This window comes from Curtobacterium sp. P97 (assembly GCF_023712445.1).
Lineage (GTDB): Bacteria > Actinomycetota > Actinomycetes > Actinomycetales > Microbacteriaceae > Curtobacterium.
This window is the reverse complement of sequence record NZ_JAMAYF010000009.1, coordinates 122,885-143,462: the sequence shown is the minus strand read 5'-3', so window position 1 is coordinate 143,462 and position 20,578 is coordinate 122,885. Positions and strand designations below refer to the sequence as shown.

The following is a 20,578-nucleotide window of genomic DNA, read 5'->3' as shown; positions in this document are numbered from 1 at the left end:
GGACCACATGCCCACCCCGACCACGGCGCTCGCAGCGCTCCACGCCGAGTACTCCGACCACGCAACGCAGCCAGCCCTGACGCTCACCCTCGACCAACGACGCGGCGTCGCGTTCTACGTCGCCGACACCGATGACGCCGTGGAGGTTGAATCCTTCGTGCGACGCTGGACCGACCGAGTGCACGACCTCGATGACTTTGTCGACGAGCACGGACGGATGCCCCGCGCCGACTCAACCCGGCCTCGCCCTGCGACCGCCGAGCAGACCCTCGTTGACGCACTCACCTACTTCCGGCAGGTCGGCGCTGCGGGTGGCTACTGCTCGTATCAGGTTCGACGACTTGAAGTGGTGCCGGGCTTCGCATGGAACCCCCGTGACGCGCAGTGGTCGTCGATGCTCGCCGCGCACCAGCAGTTCTGGGCTGATCATCAGCGACCGCCGCGTCGTCGCGCGACTGACCCTGCCGAGGTGACGATCGGACGGTGGGTTGCCCAGCAGCGAGCCCAGCACGCCCGCGGCCGCCTGCTGCCCGAACGCGAACAGGAGCTCCGGGCAGCACGGTTCCGGGTCCTCTGATGGCGTTACCGAACTTCGCGTGCTTCGCCGAGGATCCGTCGACGGTGCTCGGAAGCGTCCATCGTCGGAATGTGCCGCAGGGACGTGACCAAGTGCTCCGGCTTGCGCAGTCCGCCGGCAGCCATGAGCTCCCCAGCGTGCGTGCCGCCAGCGAGGTGCGTAGTGATCCACGTAGTGCGCATTCGCGTGGGGACTGGCTTCGGTTCGTTGCCGAAGTCGGTGTGGTTGATGAACGGCGTGACGAAGTTGTAGGTCGTCTTTCTGTCCTCCCCGCCAAGCACCCATGCCTCGTCCGGCACGTCCGCGAGGGAGTCGATGAGGAGCTGTTCCCATCGTTCGACCACAGGCACCGACCTCGGCCTTCCGCCCTGGACGTCGACGAGCGCTCCGTCACGGTCAACGCGCACGTCGCTGCGCCGGAGGTGCTGCATCTCCCACGGGTCAAGCCCAGCACCTGCTCCCAGGGCGAGGACTGCTCCAGCACCTCGACGTCGCAGTGCCGTTGACTGCCCGCGCGCCCAGGACTCGAGCAGGGTCAGTTCGAGGTCGGTGTACGGCGCCGTGACGGACTGCCCGTTCAACGGCGCAAACTCGATCGGCCCCTCGTCGGGGAGGACAACCTCCGAGATTCGGAGCAGGAAGGACCGGTAGTCGCGGAGCGTCTTGTCCTTGAGGTGGAGGTCGTCGCGGGATATGTATCGGCGGATCAGCACCGGGTGGAACACGTTCGCGACCTTCTGCATCCCGTTGACGTGGACGACCCAGTCAACGTACGGCGTCACCGCGACCATCAGCCGCTCAGCAAGGTAGGCACACGCGGGCGCGACGAGCGCGACAGCGTCCAGCACGAACGGCTCGATGTTGGCCCACCGGTCGGCGGGAACCGACTGGTTCCGGTACTTCCGCATCGCGTTGAGGGGCTCTGGGCGAAGCTGCGCGACAAGAGTCCCCTTGTCTGCGTTCGAGCTTCGGGCACCGAGCGTTGAGTGCCCGAGGATGAGCGGCGCGGGTTCCCAACATTGGACGTGCGAGCAGTGCTCGACGGGACCTTGACGTGGGAACGGACGACCGAAGGCGGCGCCCATGGGGCGCCCCAGGGCGGTCGCGGACGTGACGGTCTCCTGGTTCGGCACGACGAGGTGCCCGGTTGAACTCGGTGAGCGGAGCGCGGCTCGAACGGCGGTAGGGAGCGAAGGCATGCCACGGCTATGCCTGACGGCCGGACCCTGACGTGAGGAACGCCGAGAAGTAGACCGACACGGCCTTCAAGGACCGCTCCTAGCCGACTTCCCCAGCTGGAGCGGGCGTGCCGGCATAGCTCCAGGACAACGACTCCTGGAGGACCCCTTGGACTACCCGCCGCTACCCGTGAAGAACGAGCCGCCGAGTTCATCGACTTCGCGACGAAGCTGCACGACGGCCGATACGACTACGCGCACGTTCCGCTCGGCTACGTCAACGGCGACACCAAGGTCACCATCATCTGCCCCGACCACGGGCCCTTCGAGCAAACCCCGCGCGAGCACCGCCGAGTCCGCGAAACGCCCTGGGGGCCGCAGCGCGGCCAGGGATGCCGAAGCTGCAAGGGCTTCCGCAACGCCAACCAGGAGTTGCGCACGCAGCGTTTCATCCAACGAGCCACCAACCGGCACGGCGACAAGTACGACTACGCGAAGGTCGTCTTCATCGACCAGAAGACTTACGTCACCGTGAACTGCCCGCTCCACGGGGACTTCCATGAACGCCCCGACAACCATGTGGCGAAGGGCTCGGTCGGCTGCAAAAACTGCCGTCGCCTGGTCCGAAGGGCAACGCGATCGAGGACGAAGCGGGAGTAGCCCGTCCTCGGCAGGAGCCACTTCCACTTCGAGTGAGCACGGGAGAGCTCGTGGAGCTCAACACCATCACGGTGGCGTTCCACGGGATGTTCTCGCGGTTCGTCAACATGCCGCAGTAGTCGCATGTTGTCGTGTGGGTTCCAAGCCGAAATGTCCACGTCTAGACTTTCGTGTCCACTTTCGGCCCTGCCTGCAGTGTTGTCGTCTGCTAGCTGACTTGTCCGACTGCCATTCAACGCGTCTGAAATACGGATGCGGACACATTGCCTGGCAGCGCGACGCAGCCACGTCGACTAACGCACAGCTCCGCACTCGTGGGTCGGGAGGCGTCCGTATGGCGTGCGTGAACTGAGATAGCTCGCGGACCACCTATGTGAGACAGCGTTCGCTCCTGAGCGGGACCGTCGGAGTCCAAAGGTCCCGGAAGCAAGCCCCGACCCAGTGGCGGACCGGCTATCAGGCGCCGGTCGAATGTCGTTGAGCCCGGAAGCGCAGAACGGCTCGATCAGCGGGCAAGGTCGGCGCGGCACGTTACGATCCCAACATGACGGTGACGATGCCTCGCTTCGCGGACCTCTACTTCGGTAAGAGCGACTCGAAGAACGAGTTGTCTGGCGGACGAGACGATTTCGTCCGCAGCTTTGTCGACCTCAATCGCATCACCGACGCCGTTGTTTCCGGCGAGAAGACCATGGTGCTGGGGCCGAAGGGCACTGGGAAGTCTGCCCTCGCCTGGTACCTCCATGAGTCACAGCACGGCAACAACTACCTCTGCGTCGTGCGCGATGCGTCCGAGCTTCCGCTCGCGGACATCCCACGACTTGACACTGGGCAGCCCGCCGGCACCGACCGCACCGTGTCAGCCTGGAAGTTCATCCTCCTGTGCAACTACTTGGCGCTGCTCCTCGAGGACCAGTCGTGTGACCTCCCGAACCGCGCTGAGGTGACCCGCGTCACACGTCTGCTGCGCCAGTACGGACTCCTCGGCGACACCTCCGGCCGCGCAATCCTCAACGTTTCGAACACGACGATCGAGATACCGATCCCGAAAGTGGGAACGATCTACCGCCGCGAGTCCCGGGCAAAGCTGAACATCTTTTCGCTGCTGCCCTACCTCGAAGAGTGGGCAGCGAACGCCCGATCCGGCAATCGCCACCTGCTTATGCTCGACGGATTGGACTCAATTTTTCTCAATGACGAGAAGTACGACGAAAGTCTCGCCTCCCTCGTACAAGCGGCGTACTCGATCAATCAGAAGCTCTCGAACACGGGTGCGACTGGAACGATCGTACTGCTGCTCCGCAACGACGTCTTCAACCGGGTAGCTCTGACCCTGCCCGACTCACAGAAGATGCGCGACGACTTCTCGGTCGAACTCGACTGGCGTGTTTTGTCTGGGGCAGCCGGTGCCAACGCTCCTCTGATCCGCCTCGTCAATGGCAAAGCTGCCCGCGCCCTTGAAGTGGGCCGAGTTGACGTCCTTGAATACTTTCCGAAGAACATCGAGCTACACGGTAAGAGCCACCGCACGATCAACCGACTGCAGTACCTACTGAACTTCACCCGCCACACCCCTCGCGACCTTCTCCGGCTGCTTGACGCGATCCGAGACGTTGAGGCGTCGCAGGTCTTCCCGCCAAGTGAACGACAACTCCGTCAGGATGTCATCCGGGAAGGAGTTCTGCAGTATGCAACCCGGTACTTCCCCGGCGCGATCCGCAACGAGTTCGCGGGATACGAGTTCGGCCCCGATGAGGCGAGCAAAGCACTCGACACCCTCCAAACTCTGCAGCGGCAGCGGTTCGACCGCGCCGCCTTCGCCCAGCAACTCGAGACACTTGGCGTCACCGAGGCCGCTGTGGTCAATCGGCTACTGAAGCTGCTTTTCTTCGCCGGTGCCATCGGAAATGAAGTGCAAATCCGTGGAGGCAGCTACATGCAGTTCTACCACCGCCGAGACGACGCGCAACTCTACCTACACGGTAGTTTCATCCTCCACAATGCCCTCTGCCACGCGTGGAACATCCCGTTCTCGGTCTAATGAGCGATCGGTGAGTCGACTGCATCCGCCCGGGGGCACGGGACCCTGCGCCAGTGAGCCGATGTGGGTCGCGATCCTGAACTGACACTCGTATCAGCCAAGCACGTTCACGTGTCGTACGGCGATGTCTCCTTCAGTCGACGAGATCGGAGCCCGGCGCTCACAATCCCCGATTGAGGATCGTTGGACGAGTTGGGTTGAAATCAACTGCAGCGAGCACCCTCCATCGCCGCGACCGCACTGTGAGCAGCTTCGCTCTGTTTCGTCGATTTCGCGGGGCCAGTGTCGAGTTTGGTGGTGCCAACAACGAGCACGCTGCGGGAGGCTGCGACGGGAGCAGATTCACTCCGTGTCAGGGGGATCTCGCATACTGGGCTAATGAGCCTGCTTGACGAAATCATCGATGGAGCGACCAATGACTCCGTTTCGACATCCAACCTCCTGCGCAAGGTGCAAGTCGCCGCGGCGAGGCTTGGTGCGCAGGAAGTGGTGACCTGGGTCAGGAACGAGTTAAACGGCTACCCGGCCGTCGACGACCTCCCGACGTACCGAGCGGCAAGAGACATGATCGTTCAGGGAGTTTTCACTGGCCCGATGCGTTCCTCGCTCACGCATGATCTACCTCGACCGCACGTGGACGCCGAAACCTGGAAGCCGTGGTTCCAGTCCGCATTCGTACAGCCGGTCGCGGAGCTAGAGGCCTTCGCTGACGCGGATGGAGACAGCTCCTTCGAGTGGCCAACCGCCATCGTCAGGCGTTATGAAAGCACCGGCACTTTCCGGTTCGAGTACCACTCGCTCTATAGCGTGCATCAAGTTCTCACGACGCAAATGCTCCGAGGTCTCGTTGACAGCATCCGGACGGCTGCACTGGACTTCGCGATCGAACTGCAGCTGGCGAACCCTGACGCCGGTTCGGTAGGAGGTCCGACGATTGAGACGGATCCCAAAGTCGCTTCGGTGGTGTATAACGTGACGAACAACGTCACCGGGCACGGTACGAACATCGCGGCGGGCTCGTCGATGACGCAGACGTCCACCGTCAACGCCGGAGACCGCGATGGTCTTCGTGAGGAGCTGACAAAGGTTGGACTTGATGAGGCCTCGGCCGAAGAGTTCGCAAACGCCCTTGACACGGACCGAAGCGTCGAAGGCCCCCAGGTCAAGTCGTTTCTGGGCCGGGTGAAGTCAGGTGCGGTCAAGGTCTCGACCGACGTTGGGGTCAAGGTCGTTACTGGTCAGCTTGCAGCCCTAGCAATGGAATACCTCGGCACGTTGAACTGATTCGGTCTTGACGTTCAACCCCGGACCGCCTGAGCGCGCGGGGCTCATCGCAGCTGGCGAGGCAGTCCGGTTGACGATCCGCTACCGGTCGGACGGGACACCGTCGAGCGCCGCCGCCACGCGCACCTTCGCGAAACCAAGTGCTATGTCAGCCGCAAGGAGGACCCAATCGAGTGAGTTGCCTCGGGCGAGGAGCCAGACGGCGCCAACGGTCGGAAACAAGCCCAGGAGCACCAGCGCTAGTGAGATCGCCGCTCAACGCAGGTTCCGAAGTTCACGAGACGTGCGTACCCGTCAACTGAGCGGGGGTGCTTCTAGCGGCTGTAGGAGCGTGTATTGGTAGCCGTTGCGTGCCATCGGTCGGTGCAGGCGATGATGCGTGGCTGCCCAAATCCGCCCGTTGTACTGCAACCTTTCCGGGGCGGTTCCCCGGAGGGTCAGGGTGATGTCAGGACCGGCGGGCTCTTGGAGGACGAGGGTCCGCAGCACTCCTGCGGGGTCGAGCGTGATGTGAGTTGCTGAGTCCGACATGGTGTTCTTCTCGATCTCTGCGGTCAGCCGGTTGATGCCAGCGCACGGGGGCGAAGGCAGGTCGACCGATCGGCGTCCCGTGCTGTGTCGGCGGTGAGCATGACTGCTCACGGCGCCTCGGACCTGCGTTCTGCAAGGCTGTCTGGTGCGCCGCCCGCCGCATCGTCGGAGGTGTCGGGGGTGAAGTGGATTCGTTCGGCAGCGCGGGTGATGTTTTGGGCGCGAGCGATCTGAGCATCTTGCGCGGTCTGCGCATCAGCACGTGACTGCCGCATGGCCATCAGGGCATCGGTGCTGATCTCCTGGACCAGGTTCGCGATGGCGGTGGCGAGACCGCGTTCGAGCTGGCCGAGATTGGTGTTGCCGATGATCAAGCGCCGATCGTGGACGGCCAGGGTCACATCCCGGTAGCCGACACGCTCCAGCGAGTGGTGACTCCCTGAGCCTTCCAACGCTGCAATCTCCTGCGGGTTGGGTCGTCGGTTGAAGACGGCGGGAACGTCGTACAACCGTTCGGCTGCGTCGGTGCCGAGAGTCGTTGGGAGGCCGGACGCAACGACGCCCGCCAGTGCGAGGTGCTGGTCAGCAGTGGTGGATGAGCCGGTCATGGTGACTGCTTCCGTCGACGGTGGTGACCGCCAGGGTGCGTGCGCCGCTGCGAGCATCGTGGTCGGAGCCGTCTGACGGCAGTGTCCTCCTCTCCGCTGGTGACGGCGTGCAGGTTCCAAACAGCCGTGACCAGGGACCCTTCTTTGCTCATCATCCGGGTACGAGGAGGGTGGTGACATGAGGACACGACTGCTAGCACGCGGGCGATGGGGCTGGCCCGTCGCCGCGCTCGAGGGGCACTCGATCGGCCGGGTCCGGCCGCAGCGAGACGGGTTCCGAGCGCTGGCGCATCAGCAGGACGGTGTCGTCCGACTGCTCGGCCTGTTCGACAGCAGGAGCCGCGCGCTCCTCGCCATGGAAATGGCAAACGGCGGCTGCACGGCATTCCCAGCCGAACATTCACGGGTGGAACGCATCCGCAGGCTGTAGCGTTGCACCAAGCGCGGATGCGTCAACTCTCCGGATCGGTCGAAGGATCGCTCACCACAGAAGGTCGGTCCTCGATGACGACCACCCCGCTCGCCCCCGGTTACACCCGGACCCGACCCGGTCCGGGCAGCCGCAACGGTACGTCCACCTACTCCGCGCTCCTGGCGCAGGTCAAGGAGAACGGCCTTCTCCGCCGGCGCACCGGTTTCTACTGGTCCCTGTTCGGCAGCCTGGTCGCGGGTCTCGCGCTGGCCTGGGTGGCGTTCGCGTTCCTCGGTGACTCGTGGTTCCAGCTGATCGTCGCGGGAGCGCTCGGGGTCATCTTCACCCAGTTCGCGTTCCTGTCGCACGAGGCCGCGCACCGTCAGGTGTTCGCGTCGCAGAAGTGGAACGACCACGCGGGCCGGTGGCTCGGCACGTTCATGGTCGGCCTGAGCTACTCGTGGTGGATGAACAAGCACACCCGCCACCACGGCAACCCGAACACCGTCGGGAAGGACCCCGACATCGCGCCCGACGGCATCCGCTTCCTGCCCGAGGACGCCGCCGCGGCGAAGGGCCCGCTGATGCGGACCTTCCTGCGCTTCCAGGGCTGGCTGTTCTTCCCGCTGCTCACGCTCGAGGGTCTCAACCTGCACCGCTACGCCGTGACGTCGATCGTGACGGGCTCCGGGACGAAGGCCGACGCACGGCACCGGTGGCTCGAGGGCAGCATGCTCGTCGCCCGGTTCGGCATCTACCTGACGGTCGTGTTCTGGTTCCTGCCGTTCGGCATGGCGTGCGCGTTCCTCGGTGTGCAGCTCGCCGTGTTCGGCGTGATGATGGGCGCCTCGTTCGCCCCGAACCACAAGGGCATGCCGACCATCGCGCACGGCGCCAAGGTCGACTTCTTCTCCCGACAGGTCCGGACCTCGCGGAACATCCGCGGTGGCTGGTGGGTGTCCTTCCTGATGGGCGGCCTGAACTACCAGGTCGAGCACCACCTGTTCCCGTCGATGCCGCGACCGGCGCTGAAGCAGGCCCGCCTGCTGGTCCGCGACCACTGCGAGACGCTCGACGTGCCGTACACCGAGACGACGCTGCTGCGGTCGTACGGCATCGTCGTCCGCTACCTGAACCGGGTCGGTCTCGCCGCACGCGACCCATTCGCCTGCCCGATGGTGACGCAGCTCCGCATCCACTGACCCCCCTCTCGCTCTTCCCACCTCCGACAGGAAGCATCACCATGAAGACCGTCATCGTCCTCCTCACCCTCTGGGTCATCCTCGCGATCGTCGGCTTCGCACTGAAGGGCCTGCTCTGGCTCGCGATCATCGGCATCGTCCTGTTCGTCGGGACCCTGATCTTCGGCGCAGTCCGCCGTGCCGGACGCAAGGCCAGGCGCGTCAACTGAACCCGGCAACACTCTCACACGCATCCGTGCGCACTGCCGCGGTAGTCCTCAACCCGACCAAGACCGACCAACATCGACTGCAGGGGGTACTCGACGCGGCTGCCGTCCGGCACGGGTGGGCATCGACGCGCTGGTACCCGACAGCGGCTGACGACGGCGGCCGCGCCGCCGCACGAGCAGCCGCCGGCAGCGCCCCCGACGTCATCCTCGCCGTCGGCGGCGACGGAACACTGCGAATCGTCGCGGAAGAACTCCGGGGCACCGGAATCCCCGTCGCAGTTCTCCCGACCGGCACCGGGAACCTCTTCGCCCGCAATCTTGGCCTGCCCCGCAACGACGTCGACGCGGTCATTGACACTGTCTTCACCGGCACCGACCGGCAGATCGATCTGGGACTTGCGGAGCTCACTCACGCCGACCATTCGACAAGCGAACACGTGTTCCTCGTCATGGCGGGCATCGGACTCGACGCGAGCATGGCCGCCGACACTAACGCCTGGGTCAAGAAGCGCTTCGGCTGGGTGGCGTACTCCGACCCCATCGCCCGGTCCGTGATCGGCAACCGTCAGATCCCCATTCGCTACAGGCTGGACAACGGCCCAGCACGCTCGATGCGGGCGCACACGATCATCGTCGGCAACTGCGGCACCCTCACCGCCGGCGTCCTGCTTCTGCCGCGCGCGGAACCCGATGACGGCATCCTTGACGCTGTCGCGTTCCGGCCCAACGGCTGGTTTGGGTGGACCAAAATCGGCTACACCCTCACCCTCAACCGGTTCTTCGCCCGCACCGGCTTCGGGCGTGTGCTCGCCAAGGTCCTTCCACGATCACGTGCACTCCCCACCACCCGGGCACGGAACCTCCGCCTCGACCTGGACGCACCGGAACGCGTTCAGCTCGACGGCGACCCATTCGGAACGGTCCGATCGGTGACTCTCACTACCCACCACTGCGGCCTTACCCTGCGCACATCATCGCAACTCGGCGCTCGGTAGCCGCGCAGGTAGTCCCGAGACCCAGCGCAGACAGCCCGCGCTCCACTCCGCGCGAAACGTTTGCCGGAACGTCGAGTCCGTACTTGGCTGCCTGCCGCTCACAAGTGTTCGCCCTGTCATGGTGCCATCCGGGATATACCGGCTCACCCACCCTCGCTGACAGCGGCGCGTCCTGTTGGAAAGCGGCGCCCACGCCCGGGAAATCTGGACACCAGGCGCCGCTCGAGTGCCGTCGTGCGATCAGAGAGCACGACGGAGCTCTTCTCCGGCAACCAGCCAAAGCTTCTTCAGTATGGGCACTCAACGAGCATGGGTCTGTCCTCACTTGAGCCGTCTTGCACGAACCCTCCCGTGCGGGCAGAGTTGGAGATGCGTGATCAGTTCGGGTCTGCTTACGCAACCTGGAGGACCGGCTGTTGCGCAGAGCCGGTCCTTCACACGTTGCGGCGGCAGCCAGCGCAGCGGCATCGACAGGTCAGTCGTCTGTGAAGTCTCCTGCAGCTTCACCGGCCGACGTCAGCGCAAGATCGCCTCTGCAGGAGCCCCACGCCGCCGCACCTCGGGGCGTGCCGAAGCCTCGGGGGTAATCCGAGGAACGCTGCCCGTGGCTGAATGCGCGGCCTCGCCGCTATGCAAGCCCCTTGGCAACAGTGGACCAATCCTCGATTACTGCTCTGGGTCGGGTGTATGTTCCCGGCAACTCGGTTTGAGCATGCTCCTGGGCCAGGGGCCGCCCATAGCGGGGTTCCGCGGCGGCACTGTCGGCTCAGCGGGTCGGCGGTGCCGCCGTCCATCGATTGAGCTCCTGGTGAAGCCAAGACGATCCAGGGCGACGGAGGTGGCTCGCTGTCTGCGCGGAACGCCGCCATCGCAGGGTAAGCCGACGGCCCCCTCCGGTACTCCGGTGGGGGCCGCGCTATGCGCCGACAGAAACTGTCAGCGGGGCAGGACGAGCATCGGACGCTCGTACCTGGGGTCTGGGTTCAGGCTGCGCGGAAGAAGTCGCCGTAGGACGGCTCCGGTGGGGTGTTGCCGTTGGTGCGGGTATAGACCAGCGCGTCGATCTCGGCGGGGTGACGCATGCCGCGGCGGTGCCACTCATGCGGGTGCTCCTGCAGACTCGTCAGCGTCATCGCGCTCACGCTCCGACCGTAACGACAACCGCCGCAGCAGCGGCGACAGTGACCGCGACGATGCCGAAGCTGGTCGCGAGGGCGGCCAGCAGGCGTCCGTGTGCTGCTTCTCGCACCTCCGAGAACTGCGAGTGCGTTGCGTTGATCGTGCTCATTACCGGCCCTTCCCGTGTCCGCTGTCCGACGCTCTGTGGCGTCAGGATCAGCATGCGGCAAAGAACCTAGTTTGTCTAACTACTAGTGTCGATGCGTACGCATCGTGGATACCGGGGCGTTGTCAGCGTCCACGGGGCGACGCCGGCGCTGGGGTTGCCGTACAGCGTGCGTCATCTGCTCGGAGTTCAGCGCTGGTGTCGTCGGCGTGCATGGCGTCGATCATCTCGGTGAAGAAGCCACTCATCTCCTCGACCGTCTGTGGGGAGAGACGGTCGGCGGCGGCGATCATCCGGGCGTGCACGTCCGTGAGGGTGGTGCGGACTTCCTCGTCGGTGTGCCCGGTCGCGGTCAGGAGCACCCCACGACCATCGGACGGGTCCGCGTGACGCTGGACATGGCCGGGTGCGACAAGCCGCTTCACGACTGCCGTCGTGGACGCGGAAGTGATGCCCAGGTGCGCGGCCAGCTCGGAGGAGTTGACCTGCTCGCCGCGCTCACTGGCGCGGAGGAGGTAGCGAACGGCTTCCATGTCGGTCTGGTTCATCCGCGTGCTCTTGCGGGTCCGCTGCCGCATCTCGACCTCGGCGGAGCGGTACTGCCGCATCAGGTTCAACAGCTGAATGCCGGAGCGGGATGCACGGTCTGGGTACCAATACCCGGACTCGTCGTACGTCTGCTCGTGCATCATGAACACCCACCTCACGGGATCAAGCCCGAAGAATACCGAGAGCCCCTAGCAAAACGCGGTACAAACGGTGCTGCCTTGTCGGTCAGGCCCTACTGTCGGTCGAGCTATCCACGCTTGCCCGACCGTCGAATCCGGATCTTTGTTCTCGGTTTGGCGGCGACGTCGTGCGCTCTGCCATGCCCAACGGCGTCGTAGTGCGACGGCGTCGGCTGCGAGACCCGAACTCGCATCCGACCTCCTTGCAGCACGCACCGAGTCACTCTGGAGCGGCTTGGGTTGCTTAGTCACGAAGCGCCATGTGACGGGCGCAACCTGCGCCGCGATTGGCTCGAACGATGTGCGGATGGCTACTTTTCGTCCATGCCCGCCACAGACTCCTGCCCATCGGTCTGGTGGCGATACCGCTGCGAGATGCCGCGCGACCACGACGGCTTTCACCAGGCCAACACCAAGACCACATGCGCGGAGTGGAATGACACCGCAACACGGCGCGGCTTCCCCGAACCGCGCCACTCGAATCCACCATCAGATGCATAACGCCCCGATGCTTATCCGGACGCTTCGCCCCTGATACTGACATACGGGCTGGTCCGAGGTCCTGTCCGAGATTTCTCCAGCAGGACAGAAGATCGGGTCACTGAGCCCGAGCCCGGAACGGGCCAACACCCCGTTTATTCGAGCCCACGCTAATCAGGAGTCGCCAGGAAGCTCGAGATCGTACTTCGCGGCGATCTGCGCACGAGCCTGCTCCCGTGTCAGGCTGCCATCGAGCACACATCGCGCCCGCGCAAATGCGTCGGCATCGACGCTGATCCCGTGCGCGCGAAGTGCACCTTCCAAGATGGTCAACTGATCGTCCACGCGATGCTGACGCTCACTCGGCACTAGCTGCTGGTTGTTTCCACCGTCGGAGGTCACATCGTCGACCGGGACGGTGCAACAGCTCCCGCCGCGAGAACCGCGACGATGCGGGCGCGCAACTCGGCAACGAATGCCCGCTCGTCGGCTTCCAGCACATCATCCGGTGCCGGTTCACTCATCAGCGCGATTCCTGGCGCCAGCAGCATCCGCGACGATGAGGGCAGCCCGCTGAAGTCGGTTGTCGGAACGGTCACGACGTCGCTGAGCCGGCTTTGACTGAGTGCTGCAGCGTACGCAAGGACCACGTCCGCAACGGAATCGCTGACGAGAACGGAGGTATACCCGTAGGTGAGGTGCTGCACGGTGATCCTGACCAGCCAGTGGCTGCGCCGGAGGCTCCGGTATAGCTGACTGCACTGCACTGTAGGCCGCGGCACCTGAACCGCTGTCATCGATGAGCCGCCGCGCAACGCTCCGGCCCGCCCGGACGATGGGCAACACCTGTAGAGGTCGGCTTTGGCGGGTGCCTCAGCGCTGTTCTGGCTGGGCTCTCGTCCGGCGGCGGTAGTCGAGCGCTGATCTTGCGGTGTCGCTGCGAACCGCGACTCGCCCACAACACCATGTAGGTTCCACCGGCCGGTCAACGTGCGGGGTACATCGACCAAACCAGTCGCGCATGTGCACCGAATACCGTGCAACACCAGCCGCGAAATGCGGTGTTCCTGCAGCCGCATGCTGCTTCGCAAGCTCCGTCTCGGAGCTGCTTTGTCGTGCCCACAGCACTGGCCGGCAGCCGACAACAGATTGGTACCCCCATGCGCAAGTCAATGAAGACCTCGATCACCCTCGCCACCACCGGCGCCCTCGTCCTCGGTGGTGCCGCGTTCGGCATCAGCTCGGCAAACGCCGCGACCCCGAACGTCCAGACGGTCTCGTCCTCGTCCGAGGCCTCGAAGATCCCGGCCCCGGTCGCATCCGTGCCGGACGTCCTCGGCGGCGACACCTCCGTCGCGCTCGACAGCAGCTTCACCGACGCGCTGACCTCGCTGGGCCTGACCCCGGGCGTCTCTGGCGACGCGAAGCTCGAGGACGGCTCCGTGTCGTTCCCGATCACCGCCGGCTCGGTCACCTACTGGAGCCCGGACGGCAACTACCGCCCCTACGTGCAGGGCCTGCTGGACCACAACGGTTCGGGCCTGACCCTCAAGGCCGGCGACACCACGGTCACGCTCGAGAACTTCGTCGTGAACCCGGGCTCGTCCAAGCTCTACGGTGACGTCCTCGTCAACGGCGAGGTCGCCGCGTCGAACGCCTACCTGTTCGAGCTCTGGGGTGGTTCGCTCAAGCCGCTGCAGCTCGAGGGTGACAACGCGGTCCTGACCGGCACCACCGTCCACATCTCCGAGGACGCTGCTGGCCTGCTGAACAAGACCTTCAGCACCGACGCCGTCAAGCGCGGCATGCTCGTCGGCACCGCCACGATCACCGCACAGATCAAGTAACACCGGCACACGACACGGAAGGCGCCGCCCCCGACCACGGGGACGGCGCCTTCCGCCGTTTCATGGGACTGCGGCTTAAGTGGTAGGCGGATCCGTCCGGAGCCGCTTGGCCGCGGGTTCCTGCGAGTGCGCGGATGCTGCATCGAGGAAGCGGCCACGACCGACGGCGCCGGTGCGCCGGGTGAGCTCGTTGACGAGGTCGTCGTCTTCCGGCTCGAGCTCGTCGTCAGGAGCGACCTCGATCAACACTTGCGATGCCGGCCCAAGCAGCAGCTCCGTCGTCGTTGCGTAGCCTGCCTCGTCGAAGGTGGGGACTTCGACGATGTCCGTTGTTCCGTTCTCGCCGAGTGCTGCCGCGTAAGCCAGCACCGCTTCGGCGATCGCGTCGCCGGTCGTGATCTTGGTCTCGCCGTACACAACGCTCTTCATCTGACCAGCCAATGCTTGGCAGGCTGAGTCCGCTCCCACTGCGCTTGATGTCGGTGGCGCATGTGACCATCAGACTCGTATGTCTATGGACGAGCCCATCCCAGTACGGCGCGATCATCATGGCACCAATGTTGATGAAGCGATCGCCTTCTACGAGCAGGTCCACTCCAGCCAGGATCTGCACGTCGGCCGTGCCACCCGGGACGGGTTCTCCTGGCGGTACCGGCTTGTCGGGGATAACGACCTGCTCGTTGGCACCTCAGCAGTAGCCGCGACACGGTGGGGAACAATCGGGCAGGGCCAGCACTACGTTCTGGCATGGGCAACGTCTCCAGGGATCACCCTCGACCCGGACTCCCGGGACGCTATCGAGATGGCGCCGCACATGCCCGTGCTGTACCCAGCACGGGACTTCTCCGTTGCGGCACTGCCATCGACACAGCACTTCATCCGCTTCGACACCACGTTTCTCGAGTCAGTCGCCGCGGCAACACACGGCTCCATCCCCGCGGCGCTACAGTTCCGCAGCACGACGACCAATGAGGCGGTCGCGCAACTCCGGGCAGTCATCGCCTCGGCTGCACCGGAGCTACTACAGATTGGGGTGAGCGCCGACGAGCGCCGACGATTGAACATGCTGGTCGCCGACGCCACCATCGAGGCGTTCCGTATCGTGCCGGCGTCCGAGGTGACGGTTGCCGCTGGCCCACGCTCGCTCCGGTTCGCGCAGGAGTGGATGATCGCCCACGCGCGAGAGCCGATCACCTCGATCGACGTCAGCCGCGCAACCGGTATCGCTGCCCGCAGCCTGCAAGCCGCGTTCCAACGCCACACCAACGCGACGCCGATGGAGTTTCTGCGACAGGTGCGGTTGCACCGCAGTCGAGCAGACCTCGTCCGCAGCACCCGGTCCGACTCCACCGTCGCTGCCATCGCGCAGGCCTGAAGCTTCCAACATCTCGGTCGGTTCTCGAAGTACTACGCGGACGCGTTCGGTGAACTTCCGTCCGAAACGCTGCGCGCTCCCACGACTAGGCGTCGTTGATCCCGAGCGCAGACCGACCCCGTGCTGCATCAGCGCGTGCGCCCGCGGTGGCTGTGACAGCGGGGCGCGCCGTTGCGTCCCGCTGCCACGGTCCGGACAGTAGAACCTGCCTGCTGCGTTCCGACTCAGCAGCGAACGGACGGGCTGCAACCCGAATGTAGACCGTCCGCTCTCAACCTAGAGCTAAGGAAGTCCTGATACCTCGGCTCTGCCGGAATGTCGTGCACGCGCGCGAGCACGATGGCTTCAAGTTCATCAGGCGGCGTCAGTCCTCGTCGACGCCACTCGACCCGATCCTGACGCGCCTCCGCCCACGACCGCTGTTGGCCCCCGTTCATCGCAGCGATCCCGGCCGCGACGGGGCGCGCTTGTCCGATCCGAGGACACCACCGACCAGGTGCGACATGTCGATCGGCCGTGTCGGCGGCAGATGCACGTCAGCGGGGTCGACGCGGTGGAGAGTCGGCGAATGCGGCACGGGGCGCGTCCTTCCGATGAGGTGTCAGTGATGTATGAACGGTCACTGTTTTACTCGGGCGGACGCAGCGGTAGAACTGGTGCTGCCTGGTTCGTGGTCAGTGCCATGCTGACGCCATGGATCACGGCATCGTCACCGAGCACGTCGCGTCTCGGGACGGCACCTCGATCGGCTACCTCCGCCAGGGCGCCGGACCGGGCATCGTCCTCGTGCAGGGTGCCATGGCTGACGTCCACGCGTACCGAGAACTCGCCCTCGCCCTGTCCGCCTCATTCACGGTCATCACCGCGGAACGACGCGGCCGCGGTATCAGCCCGCGCCCGTACACCGCCGACCACACCATCGCCCGCGACGTCGAGGACCTCGACGCGATCATGGCTGCAACCGGCGCAACGAAGCTGTTCGGACTCAGCTCCGGCGCGGTGATCGCCCTGGAAGCCACGCGCACCCTGCCCAACGTGGAACAGCTCGCCGTCTACGAGTCCCCGTTCTACCGGGACGGCATCGACCGCGACGGCATCGGCCGGCTCAACGCCGAGATCGAGCGCGGACAGTCGGGGGCTGTACTCATCGACGCGCTCGTCGTTGCAGGGACCGCACCTGCGCTCATGGCGCGAGCCCCGCGGCTCGTCGCCCGAGCCCTGGGCCGTGTCGTCCTCGCGGTCCAGTCCCGGCGGCGGGGGCCGGCGTCATCGCTCCGCGACCTCCTCCCGGGCGTGCGTTACGACTTCCGCGCCGTTGCCGAACGCGACGGTCGCATCCAGGAGTACGCGAGCATCGACCGTCCGGTGCTGCTGCTCAGCGGAACCGCGAGCCCGGCGTTCCTCCGCACCGCAATCCGCGACCTTGACGGGATCATCCCCGACGCGCGACACGTTGAGTTCGACGGGCTCGGCCACGACGGCCCATGGAACAGTGGCGGGCCCGCGCAGATCAGTGCCGCGCTCCACGCCTTCTTCACGCCCTGAACCAGACGTAGCAGCGTCTCGATAGCCAATCGGCTGACGGACGATAGCGCGATAGCGTGCGCTGATGCAGACCGTCGATGGCCTGTGGGTCTGGGGGCCTGACGAGGACGCTTTTCCGCGTCCTCGATGTGGCGATCATCTGACCACTGACCCTTCTCGCCGCAGGAGTGCGGGTTGACCGCTTGTCGGGTGGCTGTCGCCTCGGTGTCGGGTTGCTGTCGTGGGCAGCGGGCGGCGCTTCTCCTACTGTGGCAAACATGAGCCAGACACGAATCCTCGAGCTCCGTACGCAACGAGGATGGACCCAGGAGCGACTCGCGGAAGCCAGCGGCGTCACCGTCCGCACGCTCCAGCGGCTCGAAGCGGGCAACGACGTCAGTCTCGACACGCTCTCTCGTCTGGGCCGGGCGCTCGGAGTGCCGGTGCGGGATCTGTTCGTTCAGATACCGGACACCGACTTCGGCAACGCCGCTTCCGCGCTGGATCAGGATGAGGCCCGCAGATTCTCAGAGGCAGCGCGGGAGGCATGGCACGCAACAGCTCTCGGGGTGGCCTTGTTCGTCGCGTCCCCCGTCCCAGTCGTGCTGCTCATCGCCGGAGCGGACCAGGGAGTCATCCCGACGAGCGTGGAGATCGCCATCGCCCTTGGCCTCGGACTGCTCCTGCTCGTCACCGCGGTCGGAGCCGTTCAGTTGCTCCGGGCATCCGCAGCGTTGACGCCGTTCCGGTTCATCCGTGAGAAGCGGCTGGCTGCCGGGGACGATGCAGCGCACTGGGTGAAGCGCGTTGTGGGTGCACAAGGGCAGCGTCGAGCGGTGTCAGTCACGTTCGCGGTGACAGCCTGGATCCTGTCACCACTGCCACTCATCGTCGTTGCCCTGCTCGGCCCTTCGACGCTCTCCGGGCTGTGGATCGCTGCCGCGACGACGTTTCTTCTCGTCGTTGTTGCCGGTGGAGTCTTCGCGGTCCTTCGCTCCGCATGGCTGCCGTACGTTGCCGAAAAGCTGTCCATCGGGGTGGACCAGGAGGTCGTCCGATAGCCGGTCGTTCAACGGACGGTCCTGGCCTTGGTAGTCCGACCGCCGCGGGAACCGGGACGTCGGTCGCCGCCCTCTGCCGCTACGGCAGAGTGGGCACATGGTCAGTGCAGCACCCAACACGATCCACTTCCATCGCAAGCACCACGAAGCAGTGATGTCGGGCGAGAAGGTCACCACCGTGCGGTGGAACGAGGACGTCCCGGTGGGAGCAGCCGTGTTCGTCTTCGATGAACACCCGACGGCAGGACCGGTCCCCGGCACCGTGATCGCCGTGCACCAATACCGGCTTGACAGCCTCACCGCCGAACAAGCCCACCAGCCGCCGGAGACTGACATGCAGCTCTTCGCGCAGCAGCTGCGCGAGAACTACTACCCGGACATGCCTTCCGACGCTGTCGTCGAGGTCGCCCAGCTCGCGATCGAGACGTCCCGATAGCCGATCGGCTACCGAGACGAGCTTGCGCTGCCCGCCGTCACCTGGAACTGGCGCCGCCGAAACTCTCGGATACAGCTCCAAGTCCGCGGCACTCTCGAGCTCCCCGGGACAGAGTGCTTCGCAGGGCCCCCAGAGCGCGTTGTCTCGCTGAGCCCCTAACTCGCTAGGGTCGACGCATGCTCACCAGAGGCGGGAAGTTCGTGATCACGCTCGCTCTCGGCATCGTGGCGTCAGCCCTCGCAGGCTGCTCGATCACTCCGGATTCGGTCTGCCCTGACTACGACCAGCCAAATCCCGTCTCGATCCATGTCCCGGAGTCATTGGGCGAGGTGGACGCGGTCGCACTGTGTGCGGGCTCTGCATGCACTCCGAAGGTCGGTGACTCGACGAGGACGCGGAACGGCGGAGCTTGGGAGGTGAAACTCGACAGCACGCCCGATGGCCCTGGACGGATCGCGCTCTTCGATGCAGTCGGGACCCGCCTGCACGAAGAACCCATTGACCTGCAATGGACCGACGTCCGCTTCGGAGCAGATCTGCAGTGCCGGTCCGGCGGGCGTGCGGACGTGTGGGTGGAAGGCTGACCCCATCTGCGTCTTCGTCACATTCCGCGCCCGGTTCCGATGACCGATGCGTCACCGGCAGACGGCCAGGTCGTGCGAGTGTCAGCGCCGGAGCGTATTGCGGGGGTACTCGCCGAACCGCTGCAGGTACTCGCCGGAGAAGCGGCCCATGTGGGTGAACCCCCATCGGCTCGCGATGGCGGCGACCGCGTTGGTGGCGTACTCGGCGTGCAGGAGGTCTTCCTGCACCCGGCGTAGCCGGACTTCTCGGAGGTACGCCATCGGCGTGCGGTCGAGGCTTCGTTGGAAGGTCTCCTGGAGTCCACGAACACTGAGGCCAGCGGCTCGAGCGATGTCGGCGACGGTCACCGGCTCCGCGGCGTGTGCGTGGATGAAGTCGACCGCGGCGCGCAGCCGGGAGCTCCGGCGCTCCCCGTACCCGGCGGGCGCGTGCTCACCGCGGAAGCGGTACATCCCGAAGAGCGAGCGGACCACGTCCCGCTGCGCTTCGTGCCAGGCCAGCGACTCGACGCCATCGGCCCGGAGCGCGTTCACAGCAGCCGCCACCGACCCCCGCCACCCCAGGACGGCAGCAGCCGTCGGGGGTGTCGTCCGGTCGAACGCGAGGGTGCCGTCGACGAGGTACTGCTCGGCGGCGACGTCCAGCACGAGCGACCGGTCCAGGTGCACGAGTCGCTGATCCCAGTCCTCGTACTCCATTTCGAACCGCTGCTCGATGGGGAACAGGACGGGAACCCCGGGCTGCATGCGGACCTCGTCACGGCCGACGTCGACGCGGGCGCTCCCGGAGTCGATCCACTGGACCACGACCTGACCCTCGACCGCGACGTCGCCGCGGAGGTGGCCGTGCATCTGCGACCGGCGGATGCTCACCTGGTCGTCGCCCACTGCGACGTACTTGTACCAGTAGGTGGTGTCGACCGGGGACGAGTACCAGGCGCGGCCGGCGTACATGCCCGCGAGGTCTTGGATCGCGCCGCTCGTGTCGGAACCGGCGACCGCGACGATGGGGCGGACCGCCGTCCCGGGTTGGGTGAGCGTCATGACTGCACCGCCTCGACGGTTGCGCAGTGGTATGTGCGGCAGCCGCCGAACGTGAAGGGTCGCGGGCTGCGGGGGGTTCCCTCGTGCAGGAGTGCGGTGGGGAAGAAGAGACCTGTGGCGGTCATGAGCAGACCGGCCTTCCATGAAGCTGTGGACGCCTCGTCGCTACCGGACCGTCTCGCTGCGCCAGCGCTCCGCAGGCCGCGGAGACCGTCGTGACGGCGAGACCCCAATCTGGTCCGGCTTGTCCAAAGTACGTCGGGATCTGACCGAAACCAACCGTCATCCGCATCCCGCGGCCGCTGAACGCGGCTGACACCACCGGTGACGCTCCGGTCCGGCGACCCCGCACCGGCGTCGCACGACGGAAGAGGCATCGATGCGGGACGAGCCCGCTCGCTCCGAGTGCCCACGCCGGGGAAGCGGACTGCCCCCACCGGTTGCCCGGTGGGGGCCGCGTTGTGCGTCGACAGCCTGTGTCGGCGGAACGGGTCGGGATGCTCCGCATCCGGGCCCG

General features: G+C 65.7%; 23 protein-coding genes. 13 read left to right on the top strand and 10 right to left on the bottom strand.

All coding sequences use genetic code 11. The features are described from left to right. Positions 1-7 precede the first annotated feature (7 nt). Entirely contained in the window at positions 8-577 is a 570-nt protein-coding gene (locus M3677_RS11390; RefSeq protein ID WP_251160604.1) for a helicase associated domain-containing protein, read from the top strand. A gap of 5 nt (positions 578-582) precedes the next feature. Here M3677_RS11390 and M3677_RS11385 read toward each other — a convergent pair whose 3' ends face one another. Both M3677_RS11385 and M3677_RS11380 read right to left on the bottom strand, forming a co-directional pair. After that, the gene (locus tag M3677_RS11385; RefSeq protein ID WP_251160603.1) at positions 583-1,485 is read right to left on the bottom strand and encodes a hypothetical protein; all 903 of its coding nucleotides are present in this window, start codon (positions 1,483-1,485) and stop codon (positions 583-585) included. A gap of 444 nt (positions 1,486-1,929) precedes the next feature. Then, positions 1,930-2,316: a hypothetical protein gene (locus tag M3677_RS11380; protein WP_251160602.1), complete on the bottom strand. Its 387-nt coding sequence runs from the start codon at positions 2,314-2,316 to the stop codon at positions 1,930-1,932. 643 nt (positions 2,317-2,959) lie between these two features. Here M3677_RS11380 and M3677_RS11375 point away from each other — a divergent pair. Both M3677_RS11375 and M3677_RS11370 read left to right on the top strand, forming a co-directional pair. Continuing rightward, positions 2,960-4,456: a hypothetical protein gene (locus M3677_RS11375; protein WP_251160601.1), complete on the top strand. Its 1,497-nt coding sequence runs from the start codon at positions 2,960-2,962 to the stop codon at positions 4,454-4,456. A 378-nt stretch (positions 4,457-4,834) separates the two neighbouring features. Continuing rightward, the gene (locus M3677_RS11370; RefSeq protein WP_251160600.1) at positions 4,835-5,740 is read left to right on the top strand and encodes a hypothetical protein; all 906 of its coding nucleotides are present in this window, start codon (positions 4,835-4,837) and stop codon (positions 5,738-5,740) included. Between the two features lie 638 nt (positions 5,741-6,378). Here the strand turns inward: M3677_RS11370 and M3677_RS11365 are convergent. Next, positions 6,379-6,879, bottom strand: coding sequence for a hypothetical protein (locus M3677_RS11365; protein ID WP_251160599.1), 501 nt, complete (start codon positions 6,877-6,879; stop codon positions 6,379-6,381). Positions 6,880-7,057: 178 nt separating this feature from the next. Between M3677_RS11365 and M3677_RS11360 the strand changes: the two genes are divergently transcribed. From M3677_RS11360 to M3677_RS11345, 4 genes are all read left to right on the top strand, one after another. Beyond that, complete coding sequence (locus M3677_RS11360; RefSeq protein WP_251160598.1) at positions 7,058-7,309, top strand: hypothetical protein; 252 nt, start codon at positions 7,058-7,060, stop codon at positions 7,307-7,309. A gap of 74 nt (positions 7,310-7,383) precedes the next feature. Continuing rightward, on the top strand, positions 7,384-8,493 hold the full coding sequence (locus M3677_RS11355) for an acyl-CoA desaturase (protein WP_251160597.1): 1,110 nt from the start codon (positions 7,384-7,386) through the stop codon (positions 8,491-8,493). Between the two features lie 41 nt (positions 8,494-8,534). Further along, positions 8,535-8,702 (top strand): hypothetical protein, encoded by a 168-nt coding sequence (locus M3677_RS11350; RefSeq protein ID WP_224442027.1) that lies wholly within the window; start codon positions 8,535-8,537, stop codon positions 8,700-8,702. A gap of 26 nt (positions 8,703-8,728) precedes the next feature. Beyond that, on the top strand, positions 8,729-9,697 hold the full coding sequence (locus tag M3677_RS11345) for a diacylglycerol kinase family protein (RefSeq protein WP_251160596.1): 969 nt from the start codon (positions 8,729-8,731) through the stop codon (positions 9,695-9,697). Positions 9,698-10,680: 983 nt separating this feature from the next. Here M3677_RS11345 and M3677_RS11340 read toward each other — a convergent pair. The 5 genes from M3677_RS11340 to M3677_RS11320 all read right to left on the bottom strand — a co-directional run bounded on the left by M3677_RS11340 (position 10,681) and on the right by M3677_RS11320 (position 12,897). Then, the gene (locus tag M3677_RS11340) at positions 10,681-10,839 is read right to left on the bottom strand and encodes a hypothetical protein (RefSeq protein ID WP_251160595.1); all 159 of its coding nucleotides are present in this window, start codon (positions 10,837-10,839) and stop codon (positions 10,681-10,683) included. Further along, complete coding sequence (locus M3677_RS11335) at positions 10,836-10,985, bottom strand: hypothetical protein (RefSeq protein WP_251160594.1); 150 nt, start codon at positions 10,983-10,985, stop codon at positions 10,836-10,838. Before M3677_RS11335 ends, M3677_RS11340 begins: the two co-directional genes overlap by 4 nt. Positions 10,986-11,107: 122 nt before the next feature. Beyond that, a complete protein-coding gene (locus M3677_RS11330; protein WP_251160631.1) occupies positions 11,108-11,674 on the bottom strand; it encodes a MarR family winged helix-turn-helix transcriptional regulator in 567 nt (188 codons plus the stop codon). A 690-nt stretch (positions 11,675-12,364) separates the two neighbouring features. Beyond that, entirely contained in the window at positions 12,365-12,535 is a 171-nt protein-coding gene (locus tag M3677_RS11325) for a hypothetical protein (RefSeq protein ID WP_224442032.1), read from the bottom strand. 53 nt (positions 12,536-12,588) lie between these two features. Beyond that, complete coding sequence (locus tag M3677_RS11320) at positions 12,589-12,897, bottom strand: hypothetical protein (protein WP_251160593.1); 309 nt, start codon at positions 12,895-12,897, stop codon at positions 12,589-12,591. Positions 12,898-13,350: 453 nt separating this feature from the next. Between M3677_RS11320 and M3677_RS11315 the strand changes: the two genes are divergently transcribed. After that, positions 13,351-14,037: a hypothetical protein gene (locus tag M3677_RS11315; protein WP_251160592.1), complete on the top strand. Its 687-nt coding sequence runs from the start codon at positions 13,351-13,353 to the stop codon at positions 14,035-14,037. A gap of 75 nt (positions 14,038-14,112) precedes the next feature. Here M3677_RS11315 and M3677_RS11310 read toward each other — a convergent pair whose 3' ends face one another. Beyond that, a complete protein-coding gene (locus M3677_RS11310) occupies positions 14,113-14,466 on the bottom strand; it encodes a hypothetical protein (protein WP_251160591.1) in 354 nt (117 codons plus the stop codon). Positions 14,467-14,551: 85 nt separating this feature from the next. Here M3677_RS11310 and M3677_RS11305 point away from each other — a divergent pair, with 85 nt between their 5' ends. From M3677_RS11305 to M3677_RS11285, 5 genes are all read left to right on the top strand, one after another. Then, positions 14,552-15,412 (top strand): helix-turn-helix domain-containing protein, encoded by an 861-nt coding sequence (locus tag M3677_RS11305; protein ID WP_251160590.1) that lies wholly within the window; start codon positions 14,552-14,554, stop codon positions 15,410-15,412. Between the two features lie 693 nt (positions 15,413-16,105). After that, positions 16,106-16,957, top strand: a complete 852-nt coding sequence (locus tag M3677_RS11300; RefSeq protein WP_251160589.1) for an alpha/beta fold hydrolase — start codon at positions 16,106-16,108, stop codon at positions 16,955-16,957. Between the two features lie 257 nt (positions 16,958-17,214). Further along, entirely contained in the window at positions 17,215-17,997 is a 783-nt protein-coding gene (locus M3677_RS11295; RefSeq protein ID WP_251160588.1) for a helix-turn-helix transcriptional regulator, read from the top strand. A 97-nt stretch (positions 17,998-18,094) separates the two neighbouring features. Continuing rightward, positions 18,095-18,433: an ASCH domain-containing protein gene (locus tag M3677_RS11290; protein ID WP_251160587.1), complete on the top strand. Its 339-nt coding sequence runs from the start codon at positions 18,095-18,097 to the stop codon at positions 18,431-18,433. A gap of 176 nt (positions 18,434-18,609) precedes the next feature. Beyond that, positions 18,610-19,017 carry a hypothetical protein gene (locus M3677_RS11285; protein ID WP_251160586.1) on the top strand — a complete coding sequence of 136 codons (408 nt, stop codon included), beginning with the start codon at positions 18,610-18,612 and terminating at the stop codon, positions 19,015-19,017. Positions 19,018-19,098: 81 nt separating this feature from the next. Here M3677_RS11285 and M3677_RS11280 read toward each other — a convergent pair whose 3' ends face one another. Next, complete coding sequence (locus tag M3677_RS11280) at positions 19,099-20,061, bottom strand: AraC family transcriptional regulator (RefSeq protein ID WP_251160585.1); 963 nt, start codon at positions 20,059-20,061, stop codon at positions 19,099-19,101. Positions 20,062-20,578 lie beyond the last annotated feature (517 nt).

Bases quoted from the DNA above. Each gene is read 5' to 3' on its own strand.
- M3677_RS11390 (WP_251160604.1), top strand. From the start codon at position 8: ATGCCCACCCCGACCACGGCGCTCGCAGCGCTCCACGCCGAGTACTCC.
- M3677_RS11305 (WP_251160590.1), top strand. From the start codon at position 14,552: ATGGACGAGCCCATCCCAGTACGGCGCGATCATCATGGCACCAATGTT.
- M3677_RS11360 (WP_251160598.1), top strand. From the start codon at position 7,058: ATGAGGACACGACTGCTAGCACGCGGGCGATGGGGCTGGCCCGTCGCC.
- M3677_RS11300 (WP_251160589.1), top strand. From the start codon at position 16,106: ATGGATCACGGCATCGTCACCGAGCACGTCGCGTCTCGGGACGGCACC.
- M3677_RS11375 (WP_251160601.1), top strand. From the start codon at position 2,960: ATGACGGTGACGATGCCTCGCTTCGCGGACCTCTACTTCGGTAAGAGC.
- M3677_RS11290 (WP_251160587.1), top strand. From the start codon at position 18,095: ATGGTCAGTGCAGCACCCAACACGATCCACTTCCATCGCAAGCACCAC.
- M3677_RS11330 (WP_251160631.1), bottom strand. From the start codon at position 11,674: ATGATGCACGAGCAGACGTACGACGAGTCCGGGTATTGGTACCCAGAC.
- M3677_RS11285 (WP_251160586.1), top strand. From the start codon at position 18,610: ATGCTCACCAGAGGCGGGAAGTTCGTGATCACGCTCGCTCTCGGCATC.
- M3677_RS11385 (WP_251160603.1), bottom strand. From the start codon at position 1,485: ATGCGGAAGTACCGGAACCAGTCGGTTCCCGCCGACCGGTGGGCCAAC.
- M3677_RS11370 (WP_251160600.1), top strand. From the start codon at position 4,835: ATGAGCCTGCTTGACGAAATCATCGATGGAGCGACCAATGACTCCGTT.
- M3677_RS11350 (WP_224442027.1), top strand. From the start codon at position 8,535: ATGAAGACCGTCATCGTCCTCCTCACCCTCTGGGTCATCCTCGCGATC.
- M3677_RS11315 (WP_251160592.1), top strand. From the start codon at position 13,351: ATGCGCAAGTCAATGAAGACCTCGATCACCCTCGCCACCACCGGCGCC.
- M3677_RS11335 (WP_251160594.1), bottom strand. From the start codon at position 10,985: ATGAGCACGATCAACGCAACGCACTCGCAGTTCTCGGAGGTGCGAGAA.
- M3677_RS11310 (WP_251160591.1), bottom strand. From the start codon at position 14,466: ATGAAGAGCGTTGTGTACGGCGAGACCAAGATCACGACCGGCGACGCG.
- M3677_RS11365 (WP_251160599.1), bottom strand. From the start codon at position 6,879: ATGACCGGCTCATCCACCACTGCTGACCAGCACCTCGCACTGGCGGGC.
- M3677_RS11355 (WP_251160597.1), top strand. From the start codon at position 7,384: ATGACGACCACCCCGCTCGCCCCCGGTTACACCCGGACCCGACCCGGT.
- M3677_RS11280 (WP_251160585.1), bottom strand. From the start codon at position 20,061: ATGACGCTCACCCAACCCGGGACGGCGGTCCGCCCCATCGTCGCGGTC.
- M3677_RS11380 (WP_251160602.1), bottom strand. From the start codon at position 2,316: ATGGAAGTCCCCGTGGAGCGGGCAGTTCACGGTGACGTAAGTCTTCTG.
- M3677_RS11295 (WP_251160588.1), top strand. From the start codon at position 17,215: ATGAGCCAGACACGAATCCTCGAGCTCCGTACGCAACGAGGATGGACC.